Source organism: Bacillus sp. YBsi01 (assembly GCF_038406745.1).
Classification (GTDB): Bacteria; Bacillota; Bacilli; order Bacillales; family Bacillaceae; genus Bacillus; species Bacillus siamensis.
Window position 1 is genome coordinate 1,880,753 of record NZ_CP151679.1, and the last position, 22,876, is coordinate 1,903,628.

General features: G+C 45.0%; 24 protein-coding genes and 1 other annotated feature (1 of these 25 only partly in view). Of the genes, 12 read left to right on the forward strand and 12 right to left on the reverse strand.

What is annotated here, in order from left to right; genetic code table 11:
- Positions 1-48 precede the first annotated feature (48 nt).
- Positions 49-1,254 carry a tRNA uracil 4-sulfurtransferase ThiI gene (thiI, locus tag AADZ70_RS09330; RefSeq protein ID WP_016938577.1) on the reverse strand — a complete coding sequence of 402 codons (1,206 nt, stop codon included), beginning with the start codon at positions 1,252-1,254 and terminating at the stop codon, positions 49-51.
- A gap of 3 nt (positions 1,255-1,257) precedes the next feature.
- Positions 1,258-2,403, reverse strand: a complete 1,146-nt coding sequence (locus tag AADZ70_RS09335; RefSeq protein WP_342008023.1) for a cysteine desulfurase family protein — start codon at positions 2,401-2,403, stop codon at positions 1,258-1,260.
- A 193-nt stretch (positions 2,404-2,596) separates the two neighbouring features.
- On the opposite strand from AADZ70_RS09335, the gene brnQ reads away from it, so the two are divergent.
- Complete coding sequence (brnQ, locus tag AADZ70_RS09340) at positions 2,597-3,937, forward strand: branched-chain amino acid transport system II carrier protein (protein WP_016938575.1); 1,341 nt, start codon at positions 2,597-2,599, stop codon at positions 3,935-3,937.
- Between the two features lie 112 nt (positions 3,938-4,049).
- On the opposite strand, the gene ezrA is transcribed toward brnQ, so the two are convergent.
- A complete protein-coding gene (ezrA, locus tag AADZ70_RS09345; RefSeq protein ID WP_342008024.1) occupies positions 4,050-5,741 on the reverse strand; it encodes a septation ring formation regulator EzrA in 1,692 nt (563 codons plus the stop codon).
- Between the two features lie 195 nt (positions 5,742-5,936).
- Between ezrA and hisJ the strand changes: the two genes are divergently transcribed.
- Positions 5,937-6,749, forward strand: coding sequence for a histidinol-phosphatase HisJ (gene hisJ / locus AADZ70_RS09350; protein WP_342008025.1), 813 nt, complete (start codon positions 5,937-5,939; stop codon positions 6,747-6,749).
- Here the strand turns inward: hisJ and refZ are convergent.
- The gene (refZ, locus tag AADZ70_RS09355; protein ID WP_016938572.1) at positions 6,739-7,362 is read right to left on the reverse strand and encodes a forespore capture DNA-binding protein RefZ; all 624 of its coding nucleotides are present in this window, start codon (positions 7,360-7,362) and stop codon (positions 6,739-6,741) included. The genes hisJ and refZ overlap by 11 nt on opposite strands.
- Before the next feature lie 126 nt (positions 7,363-7,488).
- On the opposite strand from refZ, the gene AADZ70_RS09360 reads away from it, so the two are divergent.
- Positions 7,489-7,971, forward strand: a complete 483-nt coding sequence (locus tag AADZ70_RS09360) for a GAF domain-containing protein (protein ID WP_016938571.1) — start codon at positions 7,489-7,491, stop codon at positions 7,969-7,971.
- A gap of 33 nt (positions 7,972-8,004) precedes the next feature.
- On the opposite strand, the gene AADZ70_RS09365 is transcribed toward AADZ70_RS09360, so the two are convergent.
- A complete protein-coding gene (locus AADZ70_RS09365) occupies positions 8,005-9,753 on the reverse strand; it encodes a sensor domain-containing diguanylate cyclase (RefSeq protein WP_342008026.1) in 1,749 nt (582 codons plus the stop codon).
- A gap of 290 nt (positions 9,754-10,043) precedes the next feature.
- Between AADZ70_RS09365 and rpsD the strand changes: the two genes are divergently transcribed.
- The gene (gene rpsD / locus AADZ70_RS09370) at positions 10,044-10,646 is read left to right on the forward strand and encodes a 30S ribosomal protein S4 (RefSeq protein WP_003152406.1); all 603 of its coding nucleotides are present in this window, start codon (positions 10,044-10,046) and stop codon (positions 10,644-10,646) included.
- A 360-nt stretch (positions 10,647-11,006) separates the two neighbouring features.
- A complete protein-coding gene (locus AADZ70_RS09375) occupies positions 11,007-12,377 on the forward strand; it encodes an aldehyde dehydrogenase (RefSeq protein WP_342008027.1) in 1,371 nt (456 codons plus the stop codon).
- A gap of 24 nt (positions 12,378-12,401) precedes the next feature.
- Here the strand turns inward: AADZ70_RS09375 and AADZ70_RS09380 are convergent, their stop codons facing one another.
- Positions 12,402-12,566, reverse strand: a complete 165-nt coding sequence (locus AADZ70_RS09380) for an aspartate phosphatase (RefSeq protein ID WP_316098219.1) — start codon at positions 12,564-12,566, stop codon at positions 12,402-12,404.
- A 304-nt stretch (positions 12,567-12,870) separates the two neighbouring features.
- On the opposite strand from AADZ70_RS09380, the gene AADZ70_RS09385 reads away from it, so the two are divergent.
- Positions 12,871-13,494, forward strand: a complete 624-nt coding sequence (locus AADZ70_RS09385) for a hypothetical protein (protein ID WP_342008028.1) — start codon at positions 12,871-12,873, stop codon at positions 13,492-13,494.
- 496 nt (positions 13,495-13,990) lie between these two features.
- On the opposite strand, the gene hmpA is transcribed toward AADZ70_RS09385, so the two are convergent.
- Positions 13,991-15,181: an NO-inducible flavohemoprotein gene (hmpA, locus tag AADZ70_RS09390; protein ID WP_342008029.1), complete on the reverse strand. Its 1,191-nt coding sequence runs from the start codon at positions 15,179-15,181 to the stop codon at positions 13,991-13,993.
- Positions 15,182-15,412: 231 nt separating this feature from the next.
- Here hmpA and AADZ70_RS09395 point away from each other — a divergent pair, with 231 nt between their 5' ends.
- The 3 genes from AADZ70_RS09395 to AADZ70_RS09405 all read left to right on the forward strand — a co-directional run bounded on the left by AADZ70_RS09395 (position 15,413) and on the right by AADZ70_RS09405 (position 16,550).
- Positions 15,413-15,586 carry a hypothetical protein gene (locus tag AADZ70_RS09395; protein ID WP_016938565.1) on the forward strand — a complete coding sequence of 58 codons (174 nt, stop codon included), beginning with the start codon at positions 15,413-15,415 and terminating at the stop codon, positions 15,584-15,586.
- Positions 15,587-15,765: 179 nt separating this feature from the next.
- Positions 15,766-16,275: a type 1 glutamine amidotransferase domain-containing protein gene (locus AADZ70_RS09400; protein ID WP_016938563.1), complete on the forward strand. Its 510-nt coding sequence runs from the start codon at positions 15,766-15,768 to the stop codon at positions 16,273-16,275.
- Positions 16,276-16,421: 146 nt separating this feature from the next.
- On the forward strand, positions 16,422-16,550 hold the full coding sequence (locus AADZ70_RS09405) for a hypothetical protein (RefSeq protein ID WP_255034232.1): 129 nt from the start codon (positions 16,422-16,424) through the stop codon (positions 16,548-16,550).
- A gap of 15 nt (positions 16,551-16,565) precedes the next feature.
- On the opposite strand, the gene AADZ70_RS09410 is transcribed toward AADZ70_RS09405, so the two are convergent.
- The 3 genes from AADZ70_RS09410 to AADZ70_RS09420 form a co-directional block, all read right to left on the reverse strand.
- Positions 16,566-17,321 carry an SGNH/GDSL hydrolase family protein gene (locus tag AADZ70_RS09410; RefSeq protein ID WP_045926819.1) on the reverse strand — a complete coding sequence of 252 codons (756 nt, stop codon included), beginning with the start codon at positions 17,319-17,321 and terminating at the stop codon, positions 16,566-16,568.
- 168 nt (positions 17,322-17,489) lie between these two features.
- Positions 17,490-17,936 (reverse strand): spore gernimation protein GerQ, encoded by a 447-nt coding sequence (locus AADZ70_RS09415; RefSeq protein ID WP_342008030.1) that lies wholly within the window; start codon positions 17,934-17,936, stop codon positions 17,490-17,492.
- 159 nt (positions 17,937-18,095) lie between these two features.
- Positions 18,096-18,968: a cation diffusion facilitator family transporter gene (locus AADZ70_RS09420; protein ID WP_045926818.1), complete on the reverse strand. Its 873-nt coding sequence runs from the start codon at positions 18,966-18,968 to the stop codon at positions 18,096-18,098.
- Between the two features lie 220 nt (positions 18,969-19,188).
- On the opposite strand from AADZ70_RS09420, the gene AADZ70_RS09425 reads away from it, so the two are divergent.
- The 3 genes from AADZ70_RS09425 (at position 19,189) to AADZ70_RS09435 (ending at position 21,118) form a co-directional block, all read left to right on the forward strand.
- A complete protein-coding gene (locus AADZ70_RS09425) occupies positions 19,189-19,995 on the forward strand; it encodes a helix-turn-helix domain-containing protein (protein ID WP_016938558.1) in 807 nt (268 codons plus the stop codon).
- A gap of 71 nt (positions 19,996-20,066) precedes the next feature.
- Complete coding sequence (locus AADZ70_RS09430) at positions 20,067-20,798, forward strand: AzlC family ABC transporter permease (protein WP_016938557.1); 732 nt, start codon at positions 20,067-20,069, stop codon at positions 20,796-20,798.
- Complete coding sequence (locus tag AADZ70_RS09435) at positions 20,795-21,118, forward strand: AzlD domain-containing protein (protein ID WP_016938556.1); 324 nt, start codon at positions 20,795-20,797, stop codon at positions 21,116-21,118. The genes AADZ70_RS09430 and AADZ70_RS09435 overlap by 4 nt, the downstream gene beginning before the upstream one ends.
- A 41-nt stretch (positions 21,119-21,159) precedes the next feature.
- Here AADZ70_RS09435 and AADZ70_RS09440 read toward each other — a convergent pair whose 3' ends face one another.
- Both AADZ70_RS09440 and tyrS read right to left on the reverse strand, forming a co-directional pair.
- A complete protein-coding gene (locus AADZ70_RS09440) occupies positions 21,160-21,285 on the reverse strand; it encodes a hypothetical protein (RefSeq protein ID WP_342008031.1) in 126 nt (41 codons plus the stop codon).
- 119 nt (positions 21,286-21,404) lie between these two features.
- The gene (gene tyrS, locus AADZ70_RS09445; RefSeq protein WP_016938554.1) at positions 21,405-22,670 is read right to left on the reverse strand and encodes a tyrosine--tRNA ligase; all 1,266 of its coding nucleotides are present in this window, start codon (positions 22,668-22,670) and stop codon (positions 21,405-21,407) included.
- A 48-nt stretch (positions 22,671-22,718) separates the two neighbouring features.
- Positions 22,719-22,876, reverse strand: a binding site (T-box leader) (it continues 75 nt past the right edge of the window).

Consider the following 22,876-nt stretch of genomic DNA (forward strand, 5'->3'; position numbering starts at 1 on the left):
TAAAACACATGTCCTCATTCAAAAAAACTTTGGTAATTGTATACAGTTCTAAAACAGGCCGGCAAATTTATCGTGAGCTTCTTGTTCCGAGTAAACAGTAATGGTTTCAATACCGGCTGCCGCCTCTGCAATCAGCGGTTCAAAATCAACAAAGCTTTCGAAATGCTCGATTTTTTCTTTTTTCGGGCGTGTTTTCGGACTTGGCGGCGTAAAGATGGTGCAGCAGTCCTCAAACGGCTGAATGCTTGTTTCATAAGTGCCGATTTCTTTTGATTTCTCGATGATTTCTGTTTTGTCCATTCCGATCAGAGGACGCAAAATCGGCGTTGCCGTAACGGCATTGATCGCATACATGCTCTCAAGCGTCTGGCTTGCCACTTGGCCGAGGCTTTCCCCCGTAATGATCGCAAGCGCTTTGCGTTCTTCTCTGATTCTGTCCGCGATCTGCAGCATGAGACGCCGCGTCGCCGTCATCGTATAGTTTTCCGGGATTTGTTTTTGGATGAGCTCCTGCGTCTTTGTAAACGGTACGATATGAAGCGTCATACTGCCTCCGAACTTTGCGAGGCATCCCGCGAGGTCCATAACCTTTTGCTTTGCCCGTTCGCTCGTATACGGCGGACTGAAGAAGTGCACGGCCTCCACTGATAATCCCCGTTTCATCGCGTAAAATCCGGCGACCGGACTGTCAAAACCGCCGGAAAGCATCAGCATCGCTTTACCCGCAGAACCGACGGGAAGGCCTCCGGCGCCTTTTTCATTACGAATGGTCAGGAATGTCGCTTCCTCCCTGATTTCAATCCGAAGCGGAATATCGGGATTCTTCACATCGACGGTTAATCCATCCGTGTTTTTCAAAATATGGCCGCCGATCTCAGCGTTCATCGCGTTCGTATCTAATTCAAACTGCTTGTAAGCCCGTTTGGTCTCGACCTTAAACGTATTCCCCGGCTTATATTGGCCTTCCATCGCGGCTAATGCCGTTTTTTTAATCTCTTCAAGCTTGCTTTCGCATTTAATGGCGAGACTGAAGCTCTGAATGCCGAATATATTCTTTAATAAGGAACAAATTTCCTCCGGGTTTTCTCCATTAAGTGTAATTGACATCCGATCCCGGTTTGAAAAGTATTTTACCTTTTTATAATCCTTTAATACCAGGCGGATATTCTGTTTTAATCTCTCAATAAAACTGCGTCTGTTTTTTCCTTTTGTGGATATTTCACCAAAACGGATTAAAATATGATCGTAATTCATTTGCTACCTCATCATTTTTTTTAGTTTTTGAACAGCCGGCGCCAGCGCGGCCATAAACGGTTCTGTAATATCAGCCGTGTGGCTGAAGTTCAGGCTGACTCTGATGCTGCTTGATGCAATCTGTTCGCCTTTATTCATTTGCAGAAGAACACGGCTCGGCTTGTGCTCTTTTGCCGAACATGCCGCGGTCGTTGAAACATATATTCCTTTTTCCTCAAGCATGTGCAGCAGCACTTCCGCCTTGACGCCCGGAACGGAAAAATTAATGATATGCGGGGCGCTGTTTTTTACGGGGGTGTTGATGACGACCCCGTCCGTCCCGCTCAGCCTTTCCATCAGCGCATTCTTAGCCGCCTCCATAGAAGAAAGCCGCTCATTCATGTCACGTGCAGAAAGATTGACCGCTTTTGCAAGGGAAACGGCGCCTGATGTAGGTTCTGTCCCGGCACGGATGCCTTTTTGCTGGGAGCCGCCCGTCATAAGCGGAATGAGCCGCGTTCCCTTTTTGACGATAAGCGCCCCGGTTCCTTTTAAGCCGTGAAATTTATGCCCTGAAATGGTGCAAAGGTCGATACCCGCTTCTTCTATAGACAGCGGGACTTTATGAATGCCCTGTACATGATCAACATGAAACAGAATATTCCGGTGCTGTTTTAACAGCCCTCCGATTTCTTTTACGGGCTGAATGGAGCCGACTTCATTATTAACATGCATAACACTGACGAGTATTGTGTCCGGCCTGATGGCCGCTTTTACATCTTCTAAAGAAACGATGCCGTCTTGGTCGGCCGGAAGATATGTGACCTCAAAGCCAAACAGATCTGTCAGCTGATCAAGCGTTTCCGTCACGGAAGGATGCTCAATCGCTGAAGCAATGATATGTTTTCCTTTACTCATGTTTGCCCAGGCGGCTCCCTTTAACGCAGCGTTGTTCGCTTCAGTCGCGCCTGATGTAAATACAATATCATAATTTTTCAAACGCAAGGTTTTTTTTATTTGCTGAGCGGCAGCTTCAAGGAGCTGTTCCGTCTCAGTTCCTAATCGGTGCAGGGACGAAGGATTGCCGAAATACCGGCTGCTCGTCTGTTTGTACACATCCAATACCTCTTCATACGGCTCGGTAGTTGAGCTGTTGTCTAAATATATCATTTTTTTTACTCCTTTTATGAAAACGGTACATCGTATGATATTTATGCTACCATAACAAAAGTAAATATAAATTCGCAATAAATCGAGTATTGACTTCTCTGTACATTGCCATATAATAAGTAATGTTCGTTTTGTTATATTGTCTGACAATTAATTGACAGAATATTTCAACATAGTATTTAGGAGGACTTTTATGAAACACTCACTACCTGTCAAAGATACCGTTATTATCGGTTTCATGCTTTTCGCACTTTTTTTCGGGGCAGGAAATATGATATATCCGCCGGAGCTTGGACAAGCGGCTGGGCATAATGTCTGGAAAGCGATGGGCGGTTTCTTACTGACCGGCGTTGGTCTGCCGCTTTTGGGTATCATCGCCATCGCATTAACGGGTAAAGATGCAAAAGGGCTTGCCGATAAAGCTCATCCGGTATTCGGCACTATTTTCACCGTTGTGCTTTATTTATCAATCGGACCGCTTTTTGCGATTCCGAGAACCGGAACCGTTTCATATGAAATCGGTGCAGTTCCGTTTTTGCATGGTGTTCCCGAAAGACTGTCGTTATTTGTTTTCACGCTAATCTTTTTTTCCATTACGTATTATTTAGCTCTTAATCCTTCCAAAATCGTGGATAGAGTCGGAAAGATTTTGACTCCTATTAAATTCGGTATTATTTTAATCATCGTCGTAAAAGCCATTGTCACTCCGATGGGCGGACTGGGCGCCGTACATCAGGCATATTCCGGAACGCCGGTATTCAAAGGATTTTTGGAAGGCTATAAAACAATGGATGCGCTCGCTTCGATCGTCTTCGGTGTTGTTGTCGTCAACGCTGTTAAAAGCAGGGGCGTCACCCAGCGTAAAGCGCTCGCGGCCGCTTGTATTAAAGCGGGTCTTATAGCAGCGGCAGGTTTGACATTCATTTATTTATCTTTGGCCTATTTGGGAGCGACAAGCACGGACGCTGTAGGGCCGCTCGGCGAAGGCGCAAAGATTTTATCAGCTTCATCTGATTACCTGTTCGGTTCACTGGGCAACATCGTTCTCGGCTCTGCCATCACCGTTGCGTGTTTAACGACAAGCATCGGGCTTGTTACATCTTGCGGCGAATATTTTTCAAAATTGATTCCCGCTTTATCATACAAAATGGTGGTTACGATTGTCACGCTCTTCAGCCTGGCGATTTCAAATTTCGGGCTTGCTGAGATCATTGCATTTTCAGTTCCTATTTTATCAGCCATTTACCCGCTGGCGATTGTCATTATCGTCCTTTCCTTTATTGATAAAATCTTTAAGGAAAGACGGGAAGTTTATATCGCCTGCCTGATCGGAACGGGGCTCTTCAGCATTCTGGACGGCTTGAAGGCAGCCGGCATTCCGCTCGGATCATTAGATTCATTCTTAAACGCAAATCTTCCGCTTTACAACATGGGAATCGGCTGGGTGCTTCCCGGAATCGCCGGAGCGCTCATCGGCTGCATTATCACGCTTTTTACCAGCCCTCCTATCGAATTAAATAAAGTGAAATCGTAACATTCAGCGTCTGCGGCTTGACGATATCAGCCGCAGGCGCTTTTTATATTCCGTGAGAAACAAAAAAACTGCACCTCTGATGTACATCAGGGTGCAGTTTTTGCCTGTACGGCTATGAAGCGGATTGATCAGCTTTAATTTTTTTCACGGCGCCGGGAGCTGCTTTTTCAACAGCTTCTGCCGCCATCTCATAAGCTTCATTATAGCTGTAAGCGTAAAACAGCCGTTCAGCTTCTTTCAGCTGTTCAGATAAAATGTGATTCTGGCTTCGGAAGCGATTGCCGTACTGAATGATCCGCTCAATAAGCTTTACCTGAATGACAAGTTCCTTCGCCTCTTCGCTGACTTCTTCAACCATCTTTTCGGCTTCGGTGAGGTGTTTGGCGGCTTCCTCCATGTTCAGCGGCAGCTCTTCCAATTGGCTGACGGTTTCTTCTATATGATGATTTGCCGTCTCCAGCTTGTCCTTGACCTGCTCGGGAATCCCCGGCACATTGCTTTTTTGCAGCATTCTGGCCGTATCAGAAATGGTTTTCCGAAGATGCGTCAGCGTTTCCCGCGCCTGCAGTTCTTCTTTTCTGAGCGCCTGCAGATTTTCACGGTATTCGGCATGTTCTTTCTGAGCCTCTTCCATCTGTTTTTCGATGGCTTCGACTTCCTCAATCAGCAGTGAGTAAGCGACATGCTCACCGTCGAGTTTTTCTCTCGCCTGCTCAAGAAGCCGGCCGATTGTTTCCATCTGTTTTTCGAACGCGTTCTGTCTGCCGATTTCTCCCGCCGTCAGCTGATAGCTTTCCTTGACGAGCTCTGTTTCGGTTTTTGTGCGCTCTTTTTCGTCCTCAAGCTTCTCATACGCGATGATCAGTTCAGGCATTTTGCTTAAGACGGACTGACCGGCTTCCACTTCGCCTTCCAGCTGTTCATACATCGATTGAATGGTTTCATCAATCAGCTGAAGAATGGCGGATGCTTCGTCGACATCCAATTCTTCCAAAAGCGCGTTTTCGGCCCGTTTCACTTGATTTGTGAGTGTTTCCAGCTCTTTTTCGATTTGAATATGCTCCAGTTTGTAGCCTTTTTCCGTCATTTCCCGGTAGCCGTCTTTCAGCTTGGCAATTTGGTTCGGCACGGTCTGTTTACAGTCCGCGAGCAATTTGGGAACGTCATTTATGTATGTTTGAAGCTGATCCAGCCTGCGATCCTGTTCAAGCAGCACTTTTCTCGCTTTGATGTAATTGCCGCCTTCCGTCTCTTCTTCAAACTCTTTTATGCCGCTCCAAATTTCATCGAGATCCGTCTCCAGGCTGTTATAAAGCTCACCGTAGAGATGGCTGTACGCCAGAAGGTTTTTCCGCGCTTTTGAATACCGCTCACGCACCTGTTCAATCTCTCCGCGGCTTTTTTCCTCGCTCGTCACAAGGTCGCTGATCCCACGCAGTATGCCTTCTATATTTGATTCAGCGGCGGTGAGGAGGTCGTCAATGTGGACAAGCACCTGATTCGCTTTTTTAAACCGGTATTTGTCGGCGTTCTCTTCGGCATCATAAAGGAGCTCTTCTACTTTCGGCAGATGGGCTGTGACTATTTCATCCCACTCTTCGCGCCATCTTTCAAAGAACTCTTCCGTCTCTCCGGTCATTTTCAAATGTTTGATCTTGGACATTTCTTCCACTATCGAACGGTTTAAAATTTCAATCTTCCATGACTCCAGCCGGTCAATTTCCGTATAAATTTTTTTCCTGAAAAAGTAGCCCGCCGCAAAGAGCGCGAGCAGTATAACCAATAATCCGATGACTAACTCCATAATGAGCCCCCTTGTTGTTCTCTTAATCTGTCAGGGTGTTTTATGTATTCAGAAAGATTTCAATATATGTATTGAGAAAATCTGTCGTTTTCATTGTTATTATGATACCATGTAACCAACATTTTTTGACCAGAAATCAAAAACTTTTTGCATAATTTCGGCAGGATTCTGCAATTTTTTAATGGAGTGACACAAATGGAAAAACGAGACGCTCATATCCACACGCCTTTTTGCCCTCACGGCTCGGAAGACACGCTGAAACAATATGTCGAAAAAGCCCTGAAAAAAGGCTTTGACTCGATCACATTTACAGAGCATGCCCCCCTTCCCCCGTCTTTTCAAGACCCTGTACCGCTTCAAGACAGCGCAATGGATCTCAGACAGATGGAAGTTTATTTGGAGCGGCTGTCACAGCTGAAAAAGGAATACAAGGGGCAGATCAGCATTCTGACTGGGCTTGAAACCGATTTTATCACAGGGTATGAAGAAGAAACCGCGGCGTTTCTTAACACATACGGCCCCTCACTGGATGACGGCATTTTATCCGTTCATTTTTTGAAGGCCGGTCCGTCTTATATATGCCTTGATTTTGATGAGCATGCGTTTCAGCAGCTGGCCGCGCACTTCGGCAGCGTTGAAGCCGTATATGAGCAATACTACAAAACCGTGTATTCTTCCATTGTAACACCGCTCGGACCATTTAAGCCAAAACGGGTCGGCCATATCACGCTCGTCAAAAAATTCGCGCGCCTTTTCCCTTACAGCATGTCATCTCAAATAAGAGAGCTTGCGGCCCGCTGTCTTGACGCCGTGAAAGAGCATGGAATGGAGCTGGATGTGAATACATCCGGACTCAGAAAGAAGTTTGCCGGGGAAGTATATATAGAGGATTGGATGGCTGAGACAGCGAAGCAAAAAAAAATCCCGCTCATATTCGGGTCGGATGCCCATCAAGCGGAAGATATCGGCAGTTCCTATGAAACGTACAAAAGCATCGTCACTTCATAAGCGCCGCATCGGGACGGCGGAACACGCTTTCGATCCAAATCTTCACCTCTTCAAAATACCTTTTATAAAAGTACGGCTCATGAGGCTGCATATAGAGCACCTCCGTAATATATTGAGGCTGGAGATACGGCATCATCAAGAGGGATTTCAATTGCAGAATAAAATGCGGCACGGGCAGCGTCAGCCGTTTGTGGCGTGACTGCCCTTCTTCAATCACCAGCTGGAAAATATATTTTTCTTTCATTAAGTAAGTAGACATAATTTCCCTGATAAGCACGGAATCAATCGTCACTTCCCGATACACAAAACGTGTTAATTGACGATGATCGTGCTGATAGGATAAAATATCGAAAATCACCCGCAGGATGCGTTCCTGCGCGTCTTCACCGTTCACACTGCCGGCGGCTTTTTCCAGCGCTTCAGTATAGCCTTCGTAAAACTCGGAAACTAAATGTTCCATTAATCCGCCTTTCCCTTTAAAATAGTAGGAGATGTGCGCAACATTTACATCAGCTGACTTTGCGATTTCACGGACGGACGTGCCGGAATAGCCTTTTTGGTTAAACAGCAGAACAGCGGCGTTAATAATTTTGTCTTTGGTGCTTACTTTCATACGGCTCACCCCTTTATGTGTTTACAATTCAAGCAGAAAGGCGCCGTTCCTGTAAGAACTTCTCGACAAATGCCGGCAGAACGGCCGGAACTTTGTTTGATATTATAGAAAAAGTGAGGGTTTTCCATGTTTCATGTCGAAAAACAGTCCGGAGATAAAGAAAAAAGTTATCAGCTTCTGCTTAAACAGCTCGAAGCCATGACAGAAGATGAAACGGATGCGATCGCAAATTACGCGAATGCGTCAGCGCTTTTATACCATTCATTACATGAGGTCAATTGGGCGGGGTTTTACTTCGCTAAAGAGGGCGAGCTTGTACTCGGACCGTTTCAAGGACTTCCTGCCTGTGTGCGCATTCCGTTCGGCAAAGGCGTATGCGGCACTGCCTACTCCAACGGCGCCGTGCAGCGGATTGCCGATGTGAATGCGTTCCCGGGACACATTGCCTGTGACGCGGCTTCCCAGTCAGAAATCGTCCTCCCGATCCGCGTAAACGGAGAAGTGATCGGTGTGCTGGACATTGACAGCCCCGTGAAAAACCGTTTTGATGAAACGGACGAAACCTATTTAGCAAAGTTTGTTGAAACGCTTGAAAAACGATTAGGATAAAAAAGGAGTTCGGCCCGCAGGCCGGCTCCTTTTTTACGTCGCCGTGCTGTTTTGATGGATAATCAGCCGGTTTTTACCGCTCCGTTTAGCGATATAAAGCGCCTCGTCCGCTTGCTGAACGAGCATTTTCAACGGCTTAGGGCCAGTCTTTGACCAGCAGGAAACGCCGCAGGAAATCGTTACGCGCGGCTCGGTGTTTTCCCGGATGGCACGGACGAGCCTTTTGGCAATGCGCTCTCCGGATGACACGTTGATGTTCGGCAGATAGACAGCCAGCTCTTCGCCTCCCCATCTCGCAGCAACATCGTGCTCCCGGATATGGTTTTTCATAACGGAGGCCACCTGAATGAGGATCGAATCTCCCGTTTGATGTCCGTATGTATCATTAATGTGTTTGAAATTATCGATATCAACAAGGATAAATACACCCCGTTTATGGATTTTCATGCTGTATTGAATTTTCTCATCCAAATAGGTTCTTGAATACAGCTCCGTCAGCTGGTCTGTCTGAACAAGATGCTCAAGCCTGTCGCGCAGCATGGAGTTCGTTACAGCCAATGTCGCATGGTGAATGAGCGCCTGAAAAAGCTTATACATTTCAAACGTAAAAGCATACAAATCCTTTTTCAATAAAATCGCAAATCCGAAGACGGTGTCATTTTCGATCATCGGCACCGCCATCAGCGAACCGTAGCCATTTTCGCCGAATACGGTCTTTCCGCTGCCGATAAACACACCCTTTTCTCCCTCGAACAGCTTTTCTTTCACACTGCTGATATACGGGTTAGCGCGTTCTGTCTTAAAAAAGGCGGTATGTCCGGGAAGCAGATTTTGCGTCTCAAAATGATCAATATGAAAAAAAGCCACTTCTTCGGCGTAAAACGATTGGGTCATGATGGCGGCGAGCTCCCGCATCGTATCAGTGAGCCTGAGACGCTGATTCAGCTGGCGCGATGTTTCATTAATGAGCTCCAGATTCGCAATGCTTTTTTTCGATTGCTCATACAGCTGCGCATTTTCAAATGCTTTTCCCGCCGCGCCCGTAAGCAGCAGCATTTCACTCAGCGTGCTGCACGAAAGCGCGGCGTCCTGCATTCCCTCCGTCTTCAGAACCCCGTAAGTCCCCTGCTGGCCTTTGATCGGCAGGTAAGCAGATGACCTGCCTTTCCTGAGCATTCTGCCTGATAAAAACACCTGCAGGGCAAACTGATCGGCGTCTTCTCCGTCCATATGCAATTCTTTTGCGGGGAGCTGTCTGTCCGTATCCTGGTCCTGCGAGATGAACAGTGAAAAACGGAAAGACTGGAAAGCCTTCCTCAAACTCGCCTGCAGTTTTTCCAATACTTCATCCTGATCTAAAAGCGAATGGAACATTTCTGTCATTCTGTGGATTTTCCGCTGATGCTTTGTTTTGTCAAACAGCCCGCTCTGTCTCACAGATTGATTGATAAATTGAGTAACGAGCTCAGGCAATGATTCCGGGATCGGCAGCCCGCCTTCCGTGCGCAGATAAAAGGATCTGCCGGACGTCTGATTCCTGATCATAAAACGGCCGTCACTTTCTTTCAGCGGAGCATAATTCGGTTCCTCTTCTGTTTTTATGGTGAAACGTGCTGATTCAGCCGGTGAAAGGGTCAATGAAAGAGATGTAAAGCAGGATTCTAGAGCTGAGGCCAGCCATAACAGCGAGTCGGATAATGAGACGGATTCAGATTTCGTTAAGAAAAAAGAAAGCATTTTCTGATGAAAGGCCGTCACTTCATCGATTGTTTGTTTTTTCATTTTTATCACCTAAACATGTACTACTCATTTTTGTACATTATATCATAAACCGGCAGTCTTCATGGAGAAATGGTTGACGGCGGCGGAGAAAAATCATATAATGTTCTTTGTGTGAAATATTGCAGCCTTTTTGTTCAGCTTCTGTGTTTGCATTTTGTTCCTTAGCTGTAAGGTGTATCGTGTAACTCTCTGCTGCTGGAGCGAGGATACATGAAAACAAAATGTGCACGGTCGGATCGAACAGACGGTTTTTATTTTCCACAAAATAAAACCAAAGGAGGAGTCACATTATGGCTCGCTATACAGGTCCATCATGGAAACTGTCCCGCCGCTTAGGAATCTCTCTTAGCGGTACAGGTAAAGAATTAGAAAAACGCCCTTACGCACCAGGTCCCCACGGTCCGGGACAGCGTAAAAAACTATCAGAATACGGTTTGCAATTGCAAGAAAAGCAAAAACTTCGTCACATGTACGGTGTAAACGAACGTCAATTCCGTACATTGTTTGACAAAGCTGCAAAAATGACTGGTAAACACGGCGAAAACTTCATGATTCTTTTAGATGCACGTCTTGATAACGTTGTGTACAAGCTTGGTCTTGCGCGCACTCGCCGTCAGGCACGCCAATTAGTTAACCACGGTCACATCCTTGTTGACGGAAGCCGCGTTGACATTCCGTCTTACCAAGTAAAACCTGGTCAAACAATCGGTGTTCGCGAAAAATCAAGAAACCTTTCTATCATCAAAGAATCTGTAGAAGTAAACAACTTCGTTCCTGAGTACCTTACTTTCGACGCTGAAAAGCTTGAAGGTACATTCACTCGTCTTCCAGAGCGCTCTGAGCTTGCTCCGGAAATTAACGAAGCGCTTATCGTTGAGTTCTACTCTCGTTAAGTAAAATGCTCTTTAAAGAGCATTGGATTAAACCCCGGACATGTTGTCAGTGACAATGTTTCCGGGGTTTTTCTTTTGGGCTGTCAGAATGGTGGACAGATGCTCCCTCTCTTTATTAAAAAAAGCCCCTGTCCAGGGCTTTTTTTATGTGCCAACTGGCTTTTCAGCTACATGTACATTAGAAAACCCCATAATGCCTGCAACAGATAATGCCGCAAAAAGAATTCTCTTTTTCATCAAATTCCTGCCGCAAACGCAGAAATGAGTTTGTTATTTTTTCTGACACACCATAAGCATTTGACAGGCAGGAACGATTTTTTACATAATGAATCATCATACCTTATAAAAAGGAGAGACGGAATGAACAGCATCCCCTCTATCGTCAGCAATCACAAAACCTATTTTGCAGCGGGACATACGAGACCGCTTGAATCGAGACTGAACATTTTGCAGAAGCTGAAACAAGCCGTCAAAACTCATGAAGCCGATCTAATAGCCGCTCTCTACCAGGATCTCCACAAATCTGAGCAAGAAGCGTACTCAACAGAAATCGGAATCATCTTGGAGGAAATCAGTTTTGTGATGAAGCGGCTGGGAAAATGGATTAAACCGAAACGAGTCAAAACGCCTCTGACTCACCTAGGCTCGAAAAGCATCATTATCCCTGAGCCATATGGAACCGTTTTGGTGATTGCGCCTTGGAATTATCCCTTGCAGCTGGCGCTTTCACCCTTGATTGGAGCCATTGCGGCCGGAAACACAGTCATTCTTAAACCGTCAGAATATACGCCGGCGGTTTCCGCTGTTCTTTCCAAACTCATCAGCAGCGTTTTTCCGACCGATTATGTCGCTATGGCGGAGGGCGGGCCCGACGTCAGCACGGTGTTATTACAGCAGCCCTTTGACTATATTTTCTTCACAGGAAGCGTTGCCGTGGGAAAAATCGTCATGGAGGCCGCCGCCAAACAATTAATTCCCGTTACCTTGGAGCTCGGCGGCAAAAGTCCCTGCATTGTCCATAAGGATGCTGATATACAGCTTGCCGCCAAACGCATCGTCTTCGGGAAATTTACAAATGCAGGGCAAACCTGCATCGCACCTGATTATTTATTTGTCCACCAAGATATCAAAACGAAGCTCACAGAAGAAATAAAGCGTGCGATCAGTGAATTTTACGGCCCTCAGCCTGAACAAAATCCGCAGTACGGCAAAATCGTCAGTGAACGCCACTATCAGCGGCTGCTCAGCTTTCTGAATGATGGCGTCCCGCTTACAGGCGGACAATTTAATCCTGATCACCATAAAATAGCGCCGACGATTCTAGATCAAGTGAAGGATGACTCTCCAGTGATGCAGGAGGAGATTTTCGGGCCGATTCTTCCGCTGTTTACATACGGCGATATCGATGAAGTCATCGAGAAAGTCCAATCACGCCCAAAGCCGCTCGCTCTTTATGTCTTCACAACAAACACAGGAATCGAGCGAACTGTTTTAGAGAATCTGTCATTTGGCGGCGGCTGTGTCAATGATACGTTAATGCACGTCGCGACACCGTATTTGCCATTCGGCGGTGTCGGAGAAAGCGGCATCGGCAGCTATCACGGATTTGACAGCTTTAACGCATTTACGCACAAAAAAAGCGTCGTCAAACAAACGAACCGCTTCGACTTCGCTTTCCGTTATCCTTCTTCCAAAAACGGGCTGCGAATGATTCGGAAAATACTTAAATAAAAAAGCGCAGAGTATCTGCGCTTTTTATAAATCCTCTATACACCAATTAATCGGTTCGTCTCCCATTTCATCTAAAAGCGGTTTGATCTCTTTAAAATATCTCTCAGCAGACTCAGCGTCTTGTTGTTTTATCGCGATATACCAATCATTTAATATATTTGCAACACATTCAGAAGCCAGTTTACTCATACGATAATTCCCTATTTCTGAAAATATTCTAGCATACCTTTAACAAAAAATGTAATTAACAGGAGTTTTTTTTCGACATCGCGCAATTTCAAAAAAAGGCTATTTACCCACTTTTTCAGAACGGTATTATAGCAGACTATTTCTCTCTATTGTCGAATCTACACTCCGCTGTCCCCATTCTTAAATAATAACAAGTCCGATATAATTTGGATCGTAATGAATATACAATAGGGAGTGTGATTATCTGAAGAAATTCAGGTCAGCTTTACTATTGTTTTTGGTCACTGCATTGGTTGTAGGTGTTATGCCTAATTTTAAAGCCCAAGCAGAAAGCAATGAAATGTTGGATACCCCTGCATCAATGTCAAATGATCCTGTAGGTGAGCATGTTTTTGAGATTGATGGGGAAAAGTATGTCTATTCTTACGACTTTACTGACCCTGCTGTGAATAAAGGTAAAGTTACTGAGGAAAATGGGGCAGTTACAAAATTTGAATACAACAACGAAACAAACACACTTTATAAAAACGGTGAGGTCGATTTTAACCTTACTATGGAGGAAGATGGAGTTTTTTCTTCTTCTAATATGTCAACTATGAAGATTCCGCCCGGTGGAAAATACATGGGGAAATACAATTATAAATACAATTTGAAAGGCGTTTCTGTCGGTGTAGCAGCCACAGCTATTTCAACATTAACAAAAACACCTTACAACGTAATATTCGGTATTGTAGCATTTTTAGCAGGTACCCAAACAACTGCATACTATACAGTATTCCAATATCGTTATGCCTTTAAATGCAGTGCATACCCTTATGCTAATAGAACAAAATTCTACGAAGACTCTAAAAGAAAGAAAGTCCTTAAAACGGCAGACAGTCCCAAATTCTTTGGAAGCAGACCAATCCCATCAACTTGCCGACCATAAAAACGAGGTGAGAAAATATGCAACAAGAAAAGACGACGTCTAATATTAACAGGATATTAAAAAGATATATCCTACTGTTTCTTGTATTATGTGCATGTTATTTTGTATACATGGGCGTTTTGGGTAATAAATTCACTCCAGTCCCATTGATTATTTTCATCGCTGGATCAATTATTGGGGAGTTAATCAGAATAGGAAGAATGAGAAGATAGGGGGTTACATCCTCCTATCTTTTCATTGTCCATGAATTACCCATATATTTATTATACTGTGCAACTGCCTGAAACGCCGTTAGCCCTTTCCCCTACTGTTTTCAACCCCTATGCCAATGTTTTTTTCAACGTGTGTAGGTGGCTATATCATCCAAGCCGACATACTCAGCGGCAGCCATCGACGGGACAACCCGCTCTAATTCCCTGTTCGTTCTGTTATCTAGAATAAAAAAGCACCCAATCCGGGTGCTTCATGCATTAAAATCATCGTCTTCCTTCTTCAATCACACCATACTCAGCTGCGGTTCGAATAATTCATAGTGAATGGATTCCGGCGGTGTATTGAATTCAGAAATCAGCTTTTTCATTTCTTTAATGAACGACGGTGATCCGCACAGGTAAAAATCAGCATCTTTATCTGTCATCACTTCTTCTAACAGCTGTTTGTCAATCCGGCCTTCCCGAAAACGAATGTTTTCTGAACGGTCTTGTTCGGACGGCTCACTGTAAATAAAGACGGTGTCAACAGATGAGTGTTCCGCGGCTTCTTCAGCTTCATGCCGCAGCGCATGATACTCGCCGTTCCTTGCCGCATGGATAAAGAGAACGTTTCGCTGCGGCTGGGCTTTGGCAACCGTCTTTAACATGCTGATCATCGGGGTAATTCCGACACCGGCACTGATGAGAACAAGATTCTTTTTGGAAGCAGGGTCTAATACGAAGTCACCGGCCGGAGCGCTGATCTCAATTGAATCTTTTTCATGTAATTGGTCATGCAGATAAGAGGAAACAACCCCTTCTTTTTTCACGGAAATCCGGTAATAATCCTTACCGCACACATCGGATAGGCTGTACTGGCGGATATGTGTATAACCCGTATCCGGAATGTATACTTTTACACTGATATATTGTCCCGCTTTGAATTCGGGGAGAACTTGTCCGTCTTCCGGTTTTAAATAAAAAGACATGATCTCTTTGCTTTCTTTTACTTTTTTATCAATTTTAAACGCCTTATCGTCTTTCCAGCCGCCTTTTTGTGTTTCCGCTTGTTCATACATCTCCTTCTCAATACCGATAAATGCGTCTGCAATGACGCCGTATGCTTTTTCCCATGCCTGAATGACCTCAGGAGAAGCCCCGTCTTTTAACACATCCTTTATCGCGATTAACAAGTACTTGCCAACGATTGGGTAATGCTCGGGCTTAACTCCGATACTCCGGTGTTTTTGGCTGATTTGTTTAACGACGGGAACGATGTTTTCCAAGCGGTCAATATTGGCGGCGGCCGCGATCACAGCATTCGACAAAGCTGTACGCTGGGTTTTTTTCTTTTGATTCGTCTGATTAAAGACATTCAGCAGCTCAGGGTGATGCTGAAACAGCAGGTCATAAAATCGTCCTGTGATTTCTTCACCGTGCTCTTTTAAGACCGGCACTGTGCTTTTAACGATTTCAATTGTTTTTTCATCGAGCATTCAGAAATCCCTCCAAAGATGTCAGCATCTCGTTGAACTGAGAAAAGAATTATGTTGAATTCTTTTTTATAAATTTCCCTGATTAAAAAGCGTTAACCATCCCAATTTGAAGCGAATTCAGGAAAAACCATACAGATACTATCCGCCCCTTATTGCAAACTTCAAAATGTGGACTTGCCGTGGTGTACTTGTCCGTTGTCAGCATTTAATAAAGTACGGGAGGTGAGATGAATGGGTAAAAAATCGAAAGTATATTACTGTGACCCTAAGTATATTGTGACTGACACGTATACTGACAAAGAAGTGGTTTACGTATATCAGAAAGAAACAATTCATGAGGTTATTGATCCGGGCGATCCTGGGAAATGCGGATGTAAAAAGCATAAAAAAAGACACAAAAAGTAATTGGTTCGATTTCTTGCCTTATCTCAGGTTAAACACGCAAGTTTCAGCAGACCTCCGTACCTTTTGGCTCCTCTTTTTCAGAGGGGTCTTTTTTATGCTTATCTTCAAGCAAATACGTTGAGAGAGAGCGATTTGCCTGATATCCTTGTCATATACAAACTACACAGGAGGCATGACGTATGAGCAAAAAAATCGCAGTTCTGATAACAGACCAATTCGAGGATATTGAATATACAAGCCCGGCAGAAGCATTTAAAAAAGCAGGCCACAGTGTGGTGACCATAGATTTGGAAGCAGGAAAAGAAGTGACCGGCAAGCACGGTGAAAAAGTAAAGATCGATCAAGCGATCTCAGACGCAGACGCCGTTGAATTCGATGCGTTATTAATTCCTGGAGGCTTTTCACCGGATCTGCTTCGCGGAGATGACCGCCCGGGTGAATTTACTAAAGCATTCGTGGAAAATCAGAAACCCGTTTTTGCGATCTGCCACGGCCCGCAGCTGCTGATTGATACCGACCTTCTGAAAGGAAAAGATATCACGGGATACCGCAGCATCCGCAAAGACTTAATCAATGCCGGCGCAAATTATAAAGATGAAGAAGTCGTTGTCAGCCATAACATTGTAACAAGCAGAACACCTGACGATTTGGAAGCCTTTAATCGCGAATCATTGAATCTGCTGAAATAAGCGAATAAAAATGCACAGACCAGTTCAGTCTGTGCATTTTTTTATGGATTTATAAAGAAACACCAATAGTTAGACCTATTCTCTCCCTCATCCATAATAAGTAAAATAAAGAGTGGGTTTTTCAACACTCGACGGGAGGTTCGCTTATGTGGATAATCATTTTTCTGCTTATCATTTTAATCGGTTTTACCGGAAATATCGTCTCGCTTTTAAGAGCGCAACGGCGTGCAACTCAAAGAATGATTGAGCTTTTAGAAGAGAAAAGCCGAAAATAACCTTTCAGTGCTGTTTCATCCGTAATAATAATAAAAATTTCGGCAGATTTCCTGAAAGATAATTTGATGCCCTGTCTCGTTCGGATGAAGGCCTTCTGACATGCACATTTTACGGAAAGCGGGATTATACGGGTCGATGAGATCTGTATCAAATAGGTCGGCATACGGTACAGAAAGCAGGGTGCAGGCTTCTTTCTGGGCTTTTACATAGTCAGCCAGCTTCAAACCCAGTTTATTTTTATCAGTATCACGGCGGACGATTTTTCCGTTTGACATTTTCGCTTGTTTCGTCGGGGTCACTGCAATGATGCTCGCGCCTTTATTTCTGCTGCGGAGCTGCTGAATGACTTGGCAGAAACCTCCGTAAAATGAAGTGATATCTTTTTCATCTGTGCCGATGGGGATGTGGCCGCACCAATCATCATCTGTTCCCTGCACGATAATGACATCTTGTCCCGACGTTTTCAGCGATTGCTGATAAATGTTATCGTTTCCGTTGTTACTCATATTGACGCCGCTGACAGACAGATTGGTGATTTCGGCGTTTGTCCGGTCTTTCAGAATGTCACCAAAGCTGTATTTCGCACGCAGCCCCCGGGCGACGCTGTCACCTAAGATCGCGATTTTCGAAGCCTTCCGCAGCCTGCTTATGCTGATGAAGTCAACGCTGATATGCCCGCTGTCCGTAATATGCAAAAGCTTGCTGCTGATATCCTGCGAATAGATTGTTTCTCCTTCAGAGTCTTGATACATTTCCTCATTCAGCTTCATTCGGCGTCATCCCTTCCTGTTTTATCCTTCGGCATGTTGTTCAAAAATCAAAAACGGACACGAACAAACAGCGTCATGTTGTCAGTTCAGTGTCCGCAGGTGATACTGGAGTTTTTATCCAGTCCCTTTATTGCCATTATAGCAGATCATATATCATCGTTTCTACAGTCAGCATTTAAAACAGCGTTTGCGGGAAGAGCGTCGTTTCTGATGGGACCGTCTTGTGCGATGTGTCCGTTTTTGGCTGCGTGAACGATGTGTCCGGTGCGTCCGTTTTTTGCTGCGTGAACGGTGTGTCCGGTGTGTCCGTTTTTTGCTGCGTGAACGATGTGTCCGGTGTGTCCGTTTTCTGCTGCGCGAACGGTGTGTCCGGTGCGTCCGTTTTCTGCTGCGCGAACGGTGTGTCCGGTGCGTCCGTTTTTGGCTGCGTGAACGGTGTGTCCGGTGCGTCCGTTTTTGGCTGCGTGAACGGTGTGTCCGGTGCGTCCGTTTTTGGCTGCGTGAACGGCGCTTACTTTTTCTGGAAACCGGTTCTTGGTGCAAATACTCCCCTAACCCTTCTCTATGAGCAACGGCGACTCCATGTTCAATTTCTTTAACAGAAATAGCGTTCAATCGTATTCACCTCCCTTTTTCTTTACACCATAAGGTATGAAATGAAAGTCTCTCTTGTATAAGCTTCTCTCTCAATCCGTGATAGAAATAGTCATTTACATAACAAAAAGACCCGTGTAAACGGGCCTCTCTGTTAAAACGCAAAATACAAGAACAGATTTATTTCTTCCTTTCACTCTCCGGCTCGGGATGAATCATCACCTGTGCTTGTTTAAATTCATCCGTAATATCCCTTTCAATGCGGTCACACAAGTCGTGCACGTCTTTAATCGTCACGTGAGACGCCACGACCATGTGAAAATCAATATACTCCTGCGGGCCGGACCGCCTTGTGCGAAAATCGTGAATTTCAATAAATTCGTGATGGAATGTTTCGATAATCTCTAAAATTGTTTTTTCTTCCTCCTCTGACAAACGGGTGTCAATCAGCGGCGGAAATGCTTCTTTCATTAATTTAAACGCTTCATATATGATATACACCGCCAGCACCATACCTATAATCGGATCAAGTATGTACCACTTCGTTAATGTAACGACCAAAAGGCTTGCCGCTACGCCTAATGATGTGTACACGTCAGTCAGTAAGTGCAGGGCATTTGATTTCATTGCCACGGAATTAACCTTTACAGCTTCTCTTTTTACTAATTTCGAGACGATCAAATTAATAAGAGCTCCCGCAAGCATCACAACGATTCCCAATACCGGCAGATGAACAGGCTCCGGGTTTACCAGTTTTTGAACGCATTCATATATCATCCAAATCCCCGCCGCAAAAATCAGCATTGTTTCGATCGTTCCGGACAGATTCTCGACCTTCCCATGGCCGTACGGATGCCCTGTATCAGCCGGCTTTTTTGAAATCCTGACGGAAATAAACGCGATGAAGGCGGCGATCAGATCTAAAAAAGAATGAATGGCTTCGGAAAGTATTGCGACAGACCCGGTTACCATGCCTACCGCTATTTTGAGCATGACGACCAGAGAATTGCTTATCACTGATAAAAAAGCGATTTTAGAGGTGTTTTCCACCATGATCCTCCTCTTTTTGACTTTCTTGGATTTATCGTATCAAACGGCATCCGTGTGGGTCTACAGCAACGTTTTTCACAAGAGCCATACAAGTAACTCGCCCCAAAATAAGTTGGAAAGCGACAACACGGGCGAATTGTTCTTTCAGCACTCAAGTCCCATTGACAACATACAACCGCTTACATTATAGTAGTTTCATGAATAACCACTATGGAGGATGTTTATGGAGGATGTTCTGAAAGAACTGCAGAAATTCGGATTTTCTCAATACGAATGCAAAGCATATATCGGCTTGTTGAAACACTCGCCTGTTACCGGATATGAAATCAGTAAAAGGTCAGGCGTCCCCCGCTCAATGATCTATGAAGTATTGGGGAAATTAGTTGATAAAGGCGCTGTCCATATTGTGCCGTCTGATCCGGTTACATATGCCCCGCTTGCCGGAAAGGAATTAATCGACCGGCTGCGGCATGACTTCGAGAGCTCCTTCGGTTATCTTGAAGAGAAATTATTGGCGCTTGAAAGCGAGCAGGAGATGAATGTTATCCGCCGCATCAGCACAAATGATCATGTCATCAATGAATTGAAGGATATGATTGAAAAAGCCGAGGAAGAGTTGTGGCTGTCTGTCTGGGAACAGCAGATTCCCTTTATTCAAGAGGCCGTTAACAAACGCGCCGCCGAAAAATTACCCGTCTTTTCGATTGTGTTCGGCCCTCCGGAAGTGAAGCTCGGAAATACGACACATCATAATATGTCTCCTGAAGTGGCAGAAAAACGCATGGGCGGAAGATTAACGATAGCAGCACGGGATAATAAAGAAGTCTTAATCGCCAATTTTTCCCCGCAGACGAATGCCTGGGCCATTAAAACAGAAGATCCCGCTCTCGTTCTCGTGGCCATGGAATATATGAGGCATGACCTGATGTTTGCGGAGCTTGTGAAAGAAGTCGGAGCTGAAAAAGTTGAAGGTCTGATGAAACAAAACCATTCTTTATTTCATGTCGTCACCGGAAATCGGTTCATTTAAATGTGAACCGTATTTTCTTTGATTTTTTCATTAGTCGTTATTATTATAATCTCTAAGGAAGGAGTATAAAAATGATTCAGACAGAAGTGCAAAAAACCGCCGTTTCCCGGGAAATGAACGATACGTTTTTACAGGGGGTGCGGGATTGTGTGCCTACACTGCTGGGCTATATGAGTGTCGGTTTTGCTTTTGGCATTGTTGGCGTTGCCTCACACCTCAGTATTCTTGAAATTTGTTTGTTATCCTTGTTGGTCTATGCCGGCGCCGCCCAATTTATTATTTGCTCACTCCTTGTTTCCGGGAGTCCGATTTCTGCCATTATTTTAACGACGTTCATCGTCAATCTGCGGCACCTGCTCCTGAGCCTGACCATCGCGCCTTATTTCACAAAATACTCTTTGGTGAAGAATATCGGCTTCGGTGCTTTGCTTACTGATGAATCTTTCGGGGTAGCAGTGAACAAGGCGGTTCAGAACGGCAGGCTGTACGATAAGTGGATGAATGGCCTCAATATAACCGCCTATGCGTGCTGGGTTATTTCTTGTGTGATGGGCGGGCTTCTCGGACAATGGATATCTGATCCTTACGCCCTCGGTCTGGACTTTGCTTTGCCCGCTATGTTTGCGGCGCTTTTAGTGCTGCAATTGCAGTCGTCCGCATCGGAAAAGCTGAAACACAGCCTCTCCCTTATTCTCTATATGATCATTTTTATGATCTTGTTATCGTATTTCGTCCCGTCACACATCGCGGTCATCGTCTCAACCGTAATTGTGGCAACAATCGGGGTGGTGACGGACAAATGAGCATCAGCACGCAAATGATCTGGATTATACTCGGCTGCATGATTGTTACGCTTGTGCCGCGCATTGTTCCTTTTATATTTGTCCGGAACATTCAGATGCCGGAATTGGCTTTAAAGTGGCTCTCCTTTATTCCGCTTTGTATTTTGACCGCCTTGGTAACGGAAAGCATGATCGTAAAAACAAACAGCACTTTGACCTTTGATTGGAAAGCAATGATCGTCCTCATCCCGACATTGCTTTGCGCAATGCGGACGAAAAGCTTATCCATCACGGTTATTACAGGTGTTGTACTGATGGCCGCCGTCAGACTGATATGGTGACAAACAAAAGCCTCCATCCCTTGGGAATGGAGGCTTTTGTTTTATGAGGTCGAGTTTTCTTCTTCCGCCTCAGTTTCTTCGGCTTTGACTTCGGCGTTCATGCTTTGCTGCTGTTCCCAATGATCCCGCTGCAATCTTTCTTTCGCAATGGTAAACATGAAATTCACGGCGCAGCGCCCCTTCCCTGTTTTGCTTATACTACGTACTGTACTCATTTCCCGGTGCAGTATTCGCAAAACATAAAAAAGCAGCCTGCCGCATTGAGCGGCCGGACTGCTCTTTATTTTCAGTATGTGATCAGGAAGTATTTTTTCTTTCCGCGGCGCAGTACGGTAAATTGATCTTCGATGCGGTCTTCCGCCGTCAGCAGATGACCGATATCCGTCTGGCGCTCTCCGTTAATGTAAACAGCCCCGTTTTGAATGTCTTCGCGGGCCTGCCGTTTTGAAGGCGACAGCTTAGATTCCACAAGCACGTCTACTAAAGACAGTTCTTCAGAGCGGTCTTTTTCAAGTGAAGGCACGTCTTTAAAACCTACCTTGACGTCTTGAGCGGAAAGCTCTTTAATATTGCCGCTGAACAGCGCCTGAGAAATATGAACGGCCTGCTCAAACGCTTCACGGCCGTGTACAAGTACAGTCACTTCTTCAGCAAGGCGTTTCTGCGCTTCCCTTTTCTCTGGAGCCGTCTCCGCTTTTTCAGCATAAGCTTCAATTTCCTCTTTTGATAAGAAAGTAAAGTATTTTAAATATTTGACGACGTCACGGTCATCTGTATTGATCCAGAATTGGTAGAATTCATACGGCGATGTCTTTTCTTTATCAAGCCAAATCGCGCCGCCTTCTGTTTTGCCGAATTTCGTGCCGTCAGCTTTTGTGACGAGCGGAATGGTAAGGCCGAACGCTTTCGCCCCTTCTTCTTCCGATTTTCTGATCAGTTCAAGACCTGCCGTGATGTTGCCCCACTGGTCACTGCCTCCGATTTGGAGTTTGCAGTTCTTTTCTCTGTACAGATTCAGAAAATCGTAGGATTGCAGGATCATGTAGCTGAATTCCGTGTAAGAAATTCCGGTTTCAATTCTTGAGCTTACAGTATCTTTCGCAAGCATGTAGTTGATTCCGAAGTTCTTTCCGACGTCGCGGAGAAAATCAATGATGCTCATTTTTCCGATCCAGTCAAAGTTATTCGCTATGACAGCTGGGTTTTCTCCTGCATCGAAATCTAAAAATCGGGAAAGCTGATTTTTAATTTTTTGCGACCATTCGACAACGATATCCTGAGTATTTAACGTACGCTCCGCTTTTTTACCGCTCGGATCGCCGATCAGCCCCGTCGCTCCGCCTACAAGCGCAATCGGATGGTGGCCTGCAAGCTGGAAACGGCGCAGTGTCAATATCGGCAGAAGGTGTCCGATGTGCAGGCTGTCCGCCGTCGGGTCGAAACCTGAGTATAAACGGATTTTTTCTTCGTTCAGCTGTTTATTCAGTCCTTCTTCATCCGTCATTTGCTGGATTAAGCCGCGGAATGATAAATCTTCTAATAAGTTAGTCATTTGTCTGCTCCTTTTTTATGGAAATAAAAAACGCCCCTTCGTTTAAAACGAAGGGACGATATAATCGCGGTACCACCCTACTAATAAAAGCATAAAAAAGCTTTTATCACTCTTTTTGATAACGGACCGTGTCCGTTCTTCCACTACTGAAAGCCTTGGAAGGGCTTTGTTCGCAAAAGCGGTTCATGAGTGTATTCGGCATATCT

Excerpts from the sequence above, each read along its gene's own strand:
- thiI (WP_016938577.1), bottom strand. The coding sequence starts at position 1,254 with ATGAATTACGATCATATTTTAATCCGTTTTGGTGAAATATCCACAAAA.
- AADZ70_RS09335 (WP_342008023.1), bottom strand. The coding sequence starts at position 2,403 with ATGATATATTTAGACAACAGCTCAACTACCGAGCCGTATGAAGAGGTA.
- brnQ (WP_016938575.1), top strand. The coding sequence starts at position 2,597 with ATGAAACACTCACTACCTGTCAAAGATACCGTTATTATCGGTTTCATG.
- ezrA (WP_342008024.1), bottom strand. The coding sequence starts at position 5,741 with ATGGAGTTAGTCATCGGATTATTGGTTATACTGCTCGCGCTCTTTGCG.
- hisJ (WP_342008025.1), top strand. The coding sequence starts at position 5,937 with ATGGAAAAACGAGACGCTCATATCCACACGCCTTTTTGCCCTCACGGC.
- refZ (WP_016938572.1), bottom strand. The coding sequence starts at position 7,362 with ATGAAAGTAAGCACCAAAGACAAAATTATTAACGCCGCTGTTCTGCTG.
- AADZ70_RS09360 (WP_016938571.1), top strand. The coding sequence starts at position 7,489 with ATGTTTCATGTCGAAAAACAGTCCGGAGATAAAGAAAAAAGTTATCAG.
- AADZ70_RS09365 (WP_342008026.1), bottom strand. The coding sequence starts at position 9,753 with ATGAAAAAACAAACAATCGATGAAGTGACGGCCTTTCATCAGAAAATG.
- rpsD (WP_003152406.1), top strand. The coding sequence starts at position 10,044 with ATGGCTCGCTATACAGGTCCATCATGGAAACTGTCCCGCCGCTTAGGA.
- AADZ70_RS09375 (WP_342008027.1), top strand. The coding sequence starts at position 11,007 with ATGAACAGCATCCCCTCTATCGTCAGCAATCACAAAACCTATTTTGCA.
- AADZ70_RS09380 (WP_316098219.1), bottom strand. The coding sequence starts at position 12,566 with ATGAGTAAACTGGCTTCTGAATGTGTTGCAAATATATTAAATGATTGG.
- AADZ70_RS09385 (WP_342008028.1), top strand. The coding sequence starts at position 12,871 with ATGCCTAATTTTAAAGCCCAAGCAGAAAGCAATGAAATGTTGGATACC.
- hmpA (WP_342008029.1), bottom strand. The coding sequence starts at position 15,181 with ATGCTCGATGAAAAAACAATTGAAATCGTTAAAAGCACAGTGCCGGTC.
- AADZ70_RS09395 (WP_016938565.1), top strand. The coding sequence starts at position 15,413 with ATGGGTAAAAAATCGAAAGTATATTACTGTGACCCTAAGTATATTGTG.
- AADZ70_RS09400 (WP_016938563.1), top strand. The coding sequence starts at position 15,766 with ATGAGCAAAAAAATCGCAGTTCTGATAACAGACCAATTCGAGGATATT.
- AADZ70_RS09405 (WP_255034232.1), top strand. The coding sequence starts at position 16,422 with ATGTGGATAATCATTTTTCTGCTTATCATTTTAATCGGTTTTACCGGA.
- AADZ70_RS09410 (WP_045926819.1), bottom strand. The coding sequence starts at position 17,321 with ATGAAGCTGAATGAGGAAATGTATCAAGACTCTGAAGGAGAAACAATC.
- AADZ70_RS09420 (WP_045926818.1), bottom strand. The coding sequence starts at position 18,968 with ATGGTGGAAAACACCTCTAAAATCGCTTTTTTATCAGTGATAAGCAAT.
- AADZ70_RS09425 (WP_016938558.1), top strand. The coding sequence starts at position 19,189 with ATGGAGGATGTTCTGAAAGAACTGCAGAAATTCGGATTTTCTCAATAC.
- AADZ70_RS09430 (WP_016938557.1), top strand. The coding sequence starts at position 20,067 with ATGATTCAGACAGAAGTGCAAAAAACCGCCGTTTCCCGGGAAATGAAC.
- AADZ70_RS09435 (WP_016938556.1), top strand. The coding sequence starts at position 20,795 with ATGAGCATCAGCACGCAAATGATCTGGATTATACTCGGCTGCATGATT.
- tyrS (WP_016938554.1), bottom strand. The coding sequence starts at position 22,670 with ATGACTAACTTATTAGAAGATTTATCATTCCGCGGCTTAATCCAGCAA.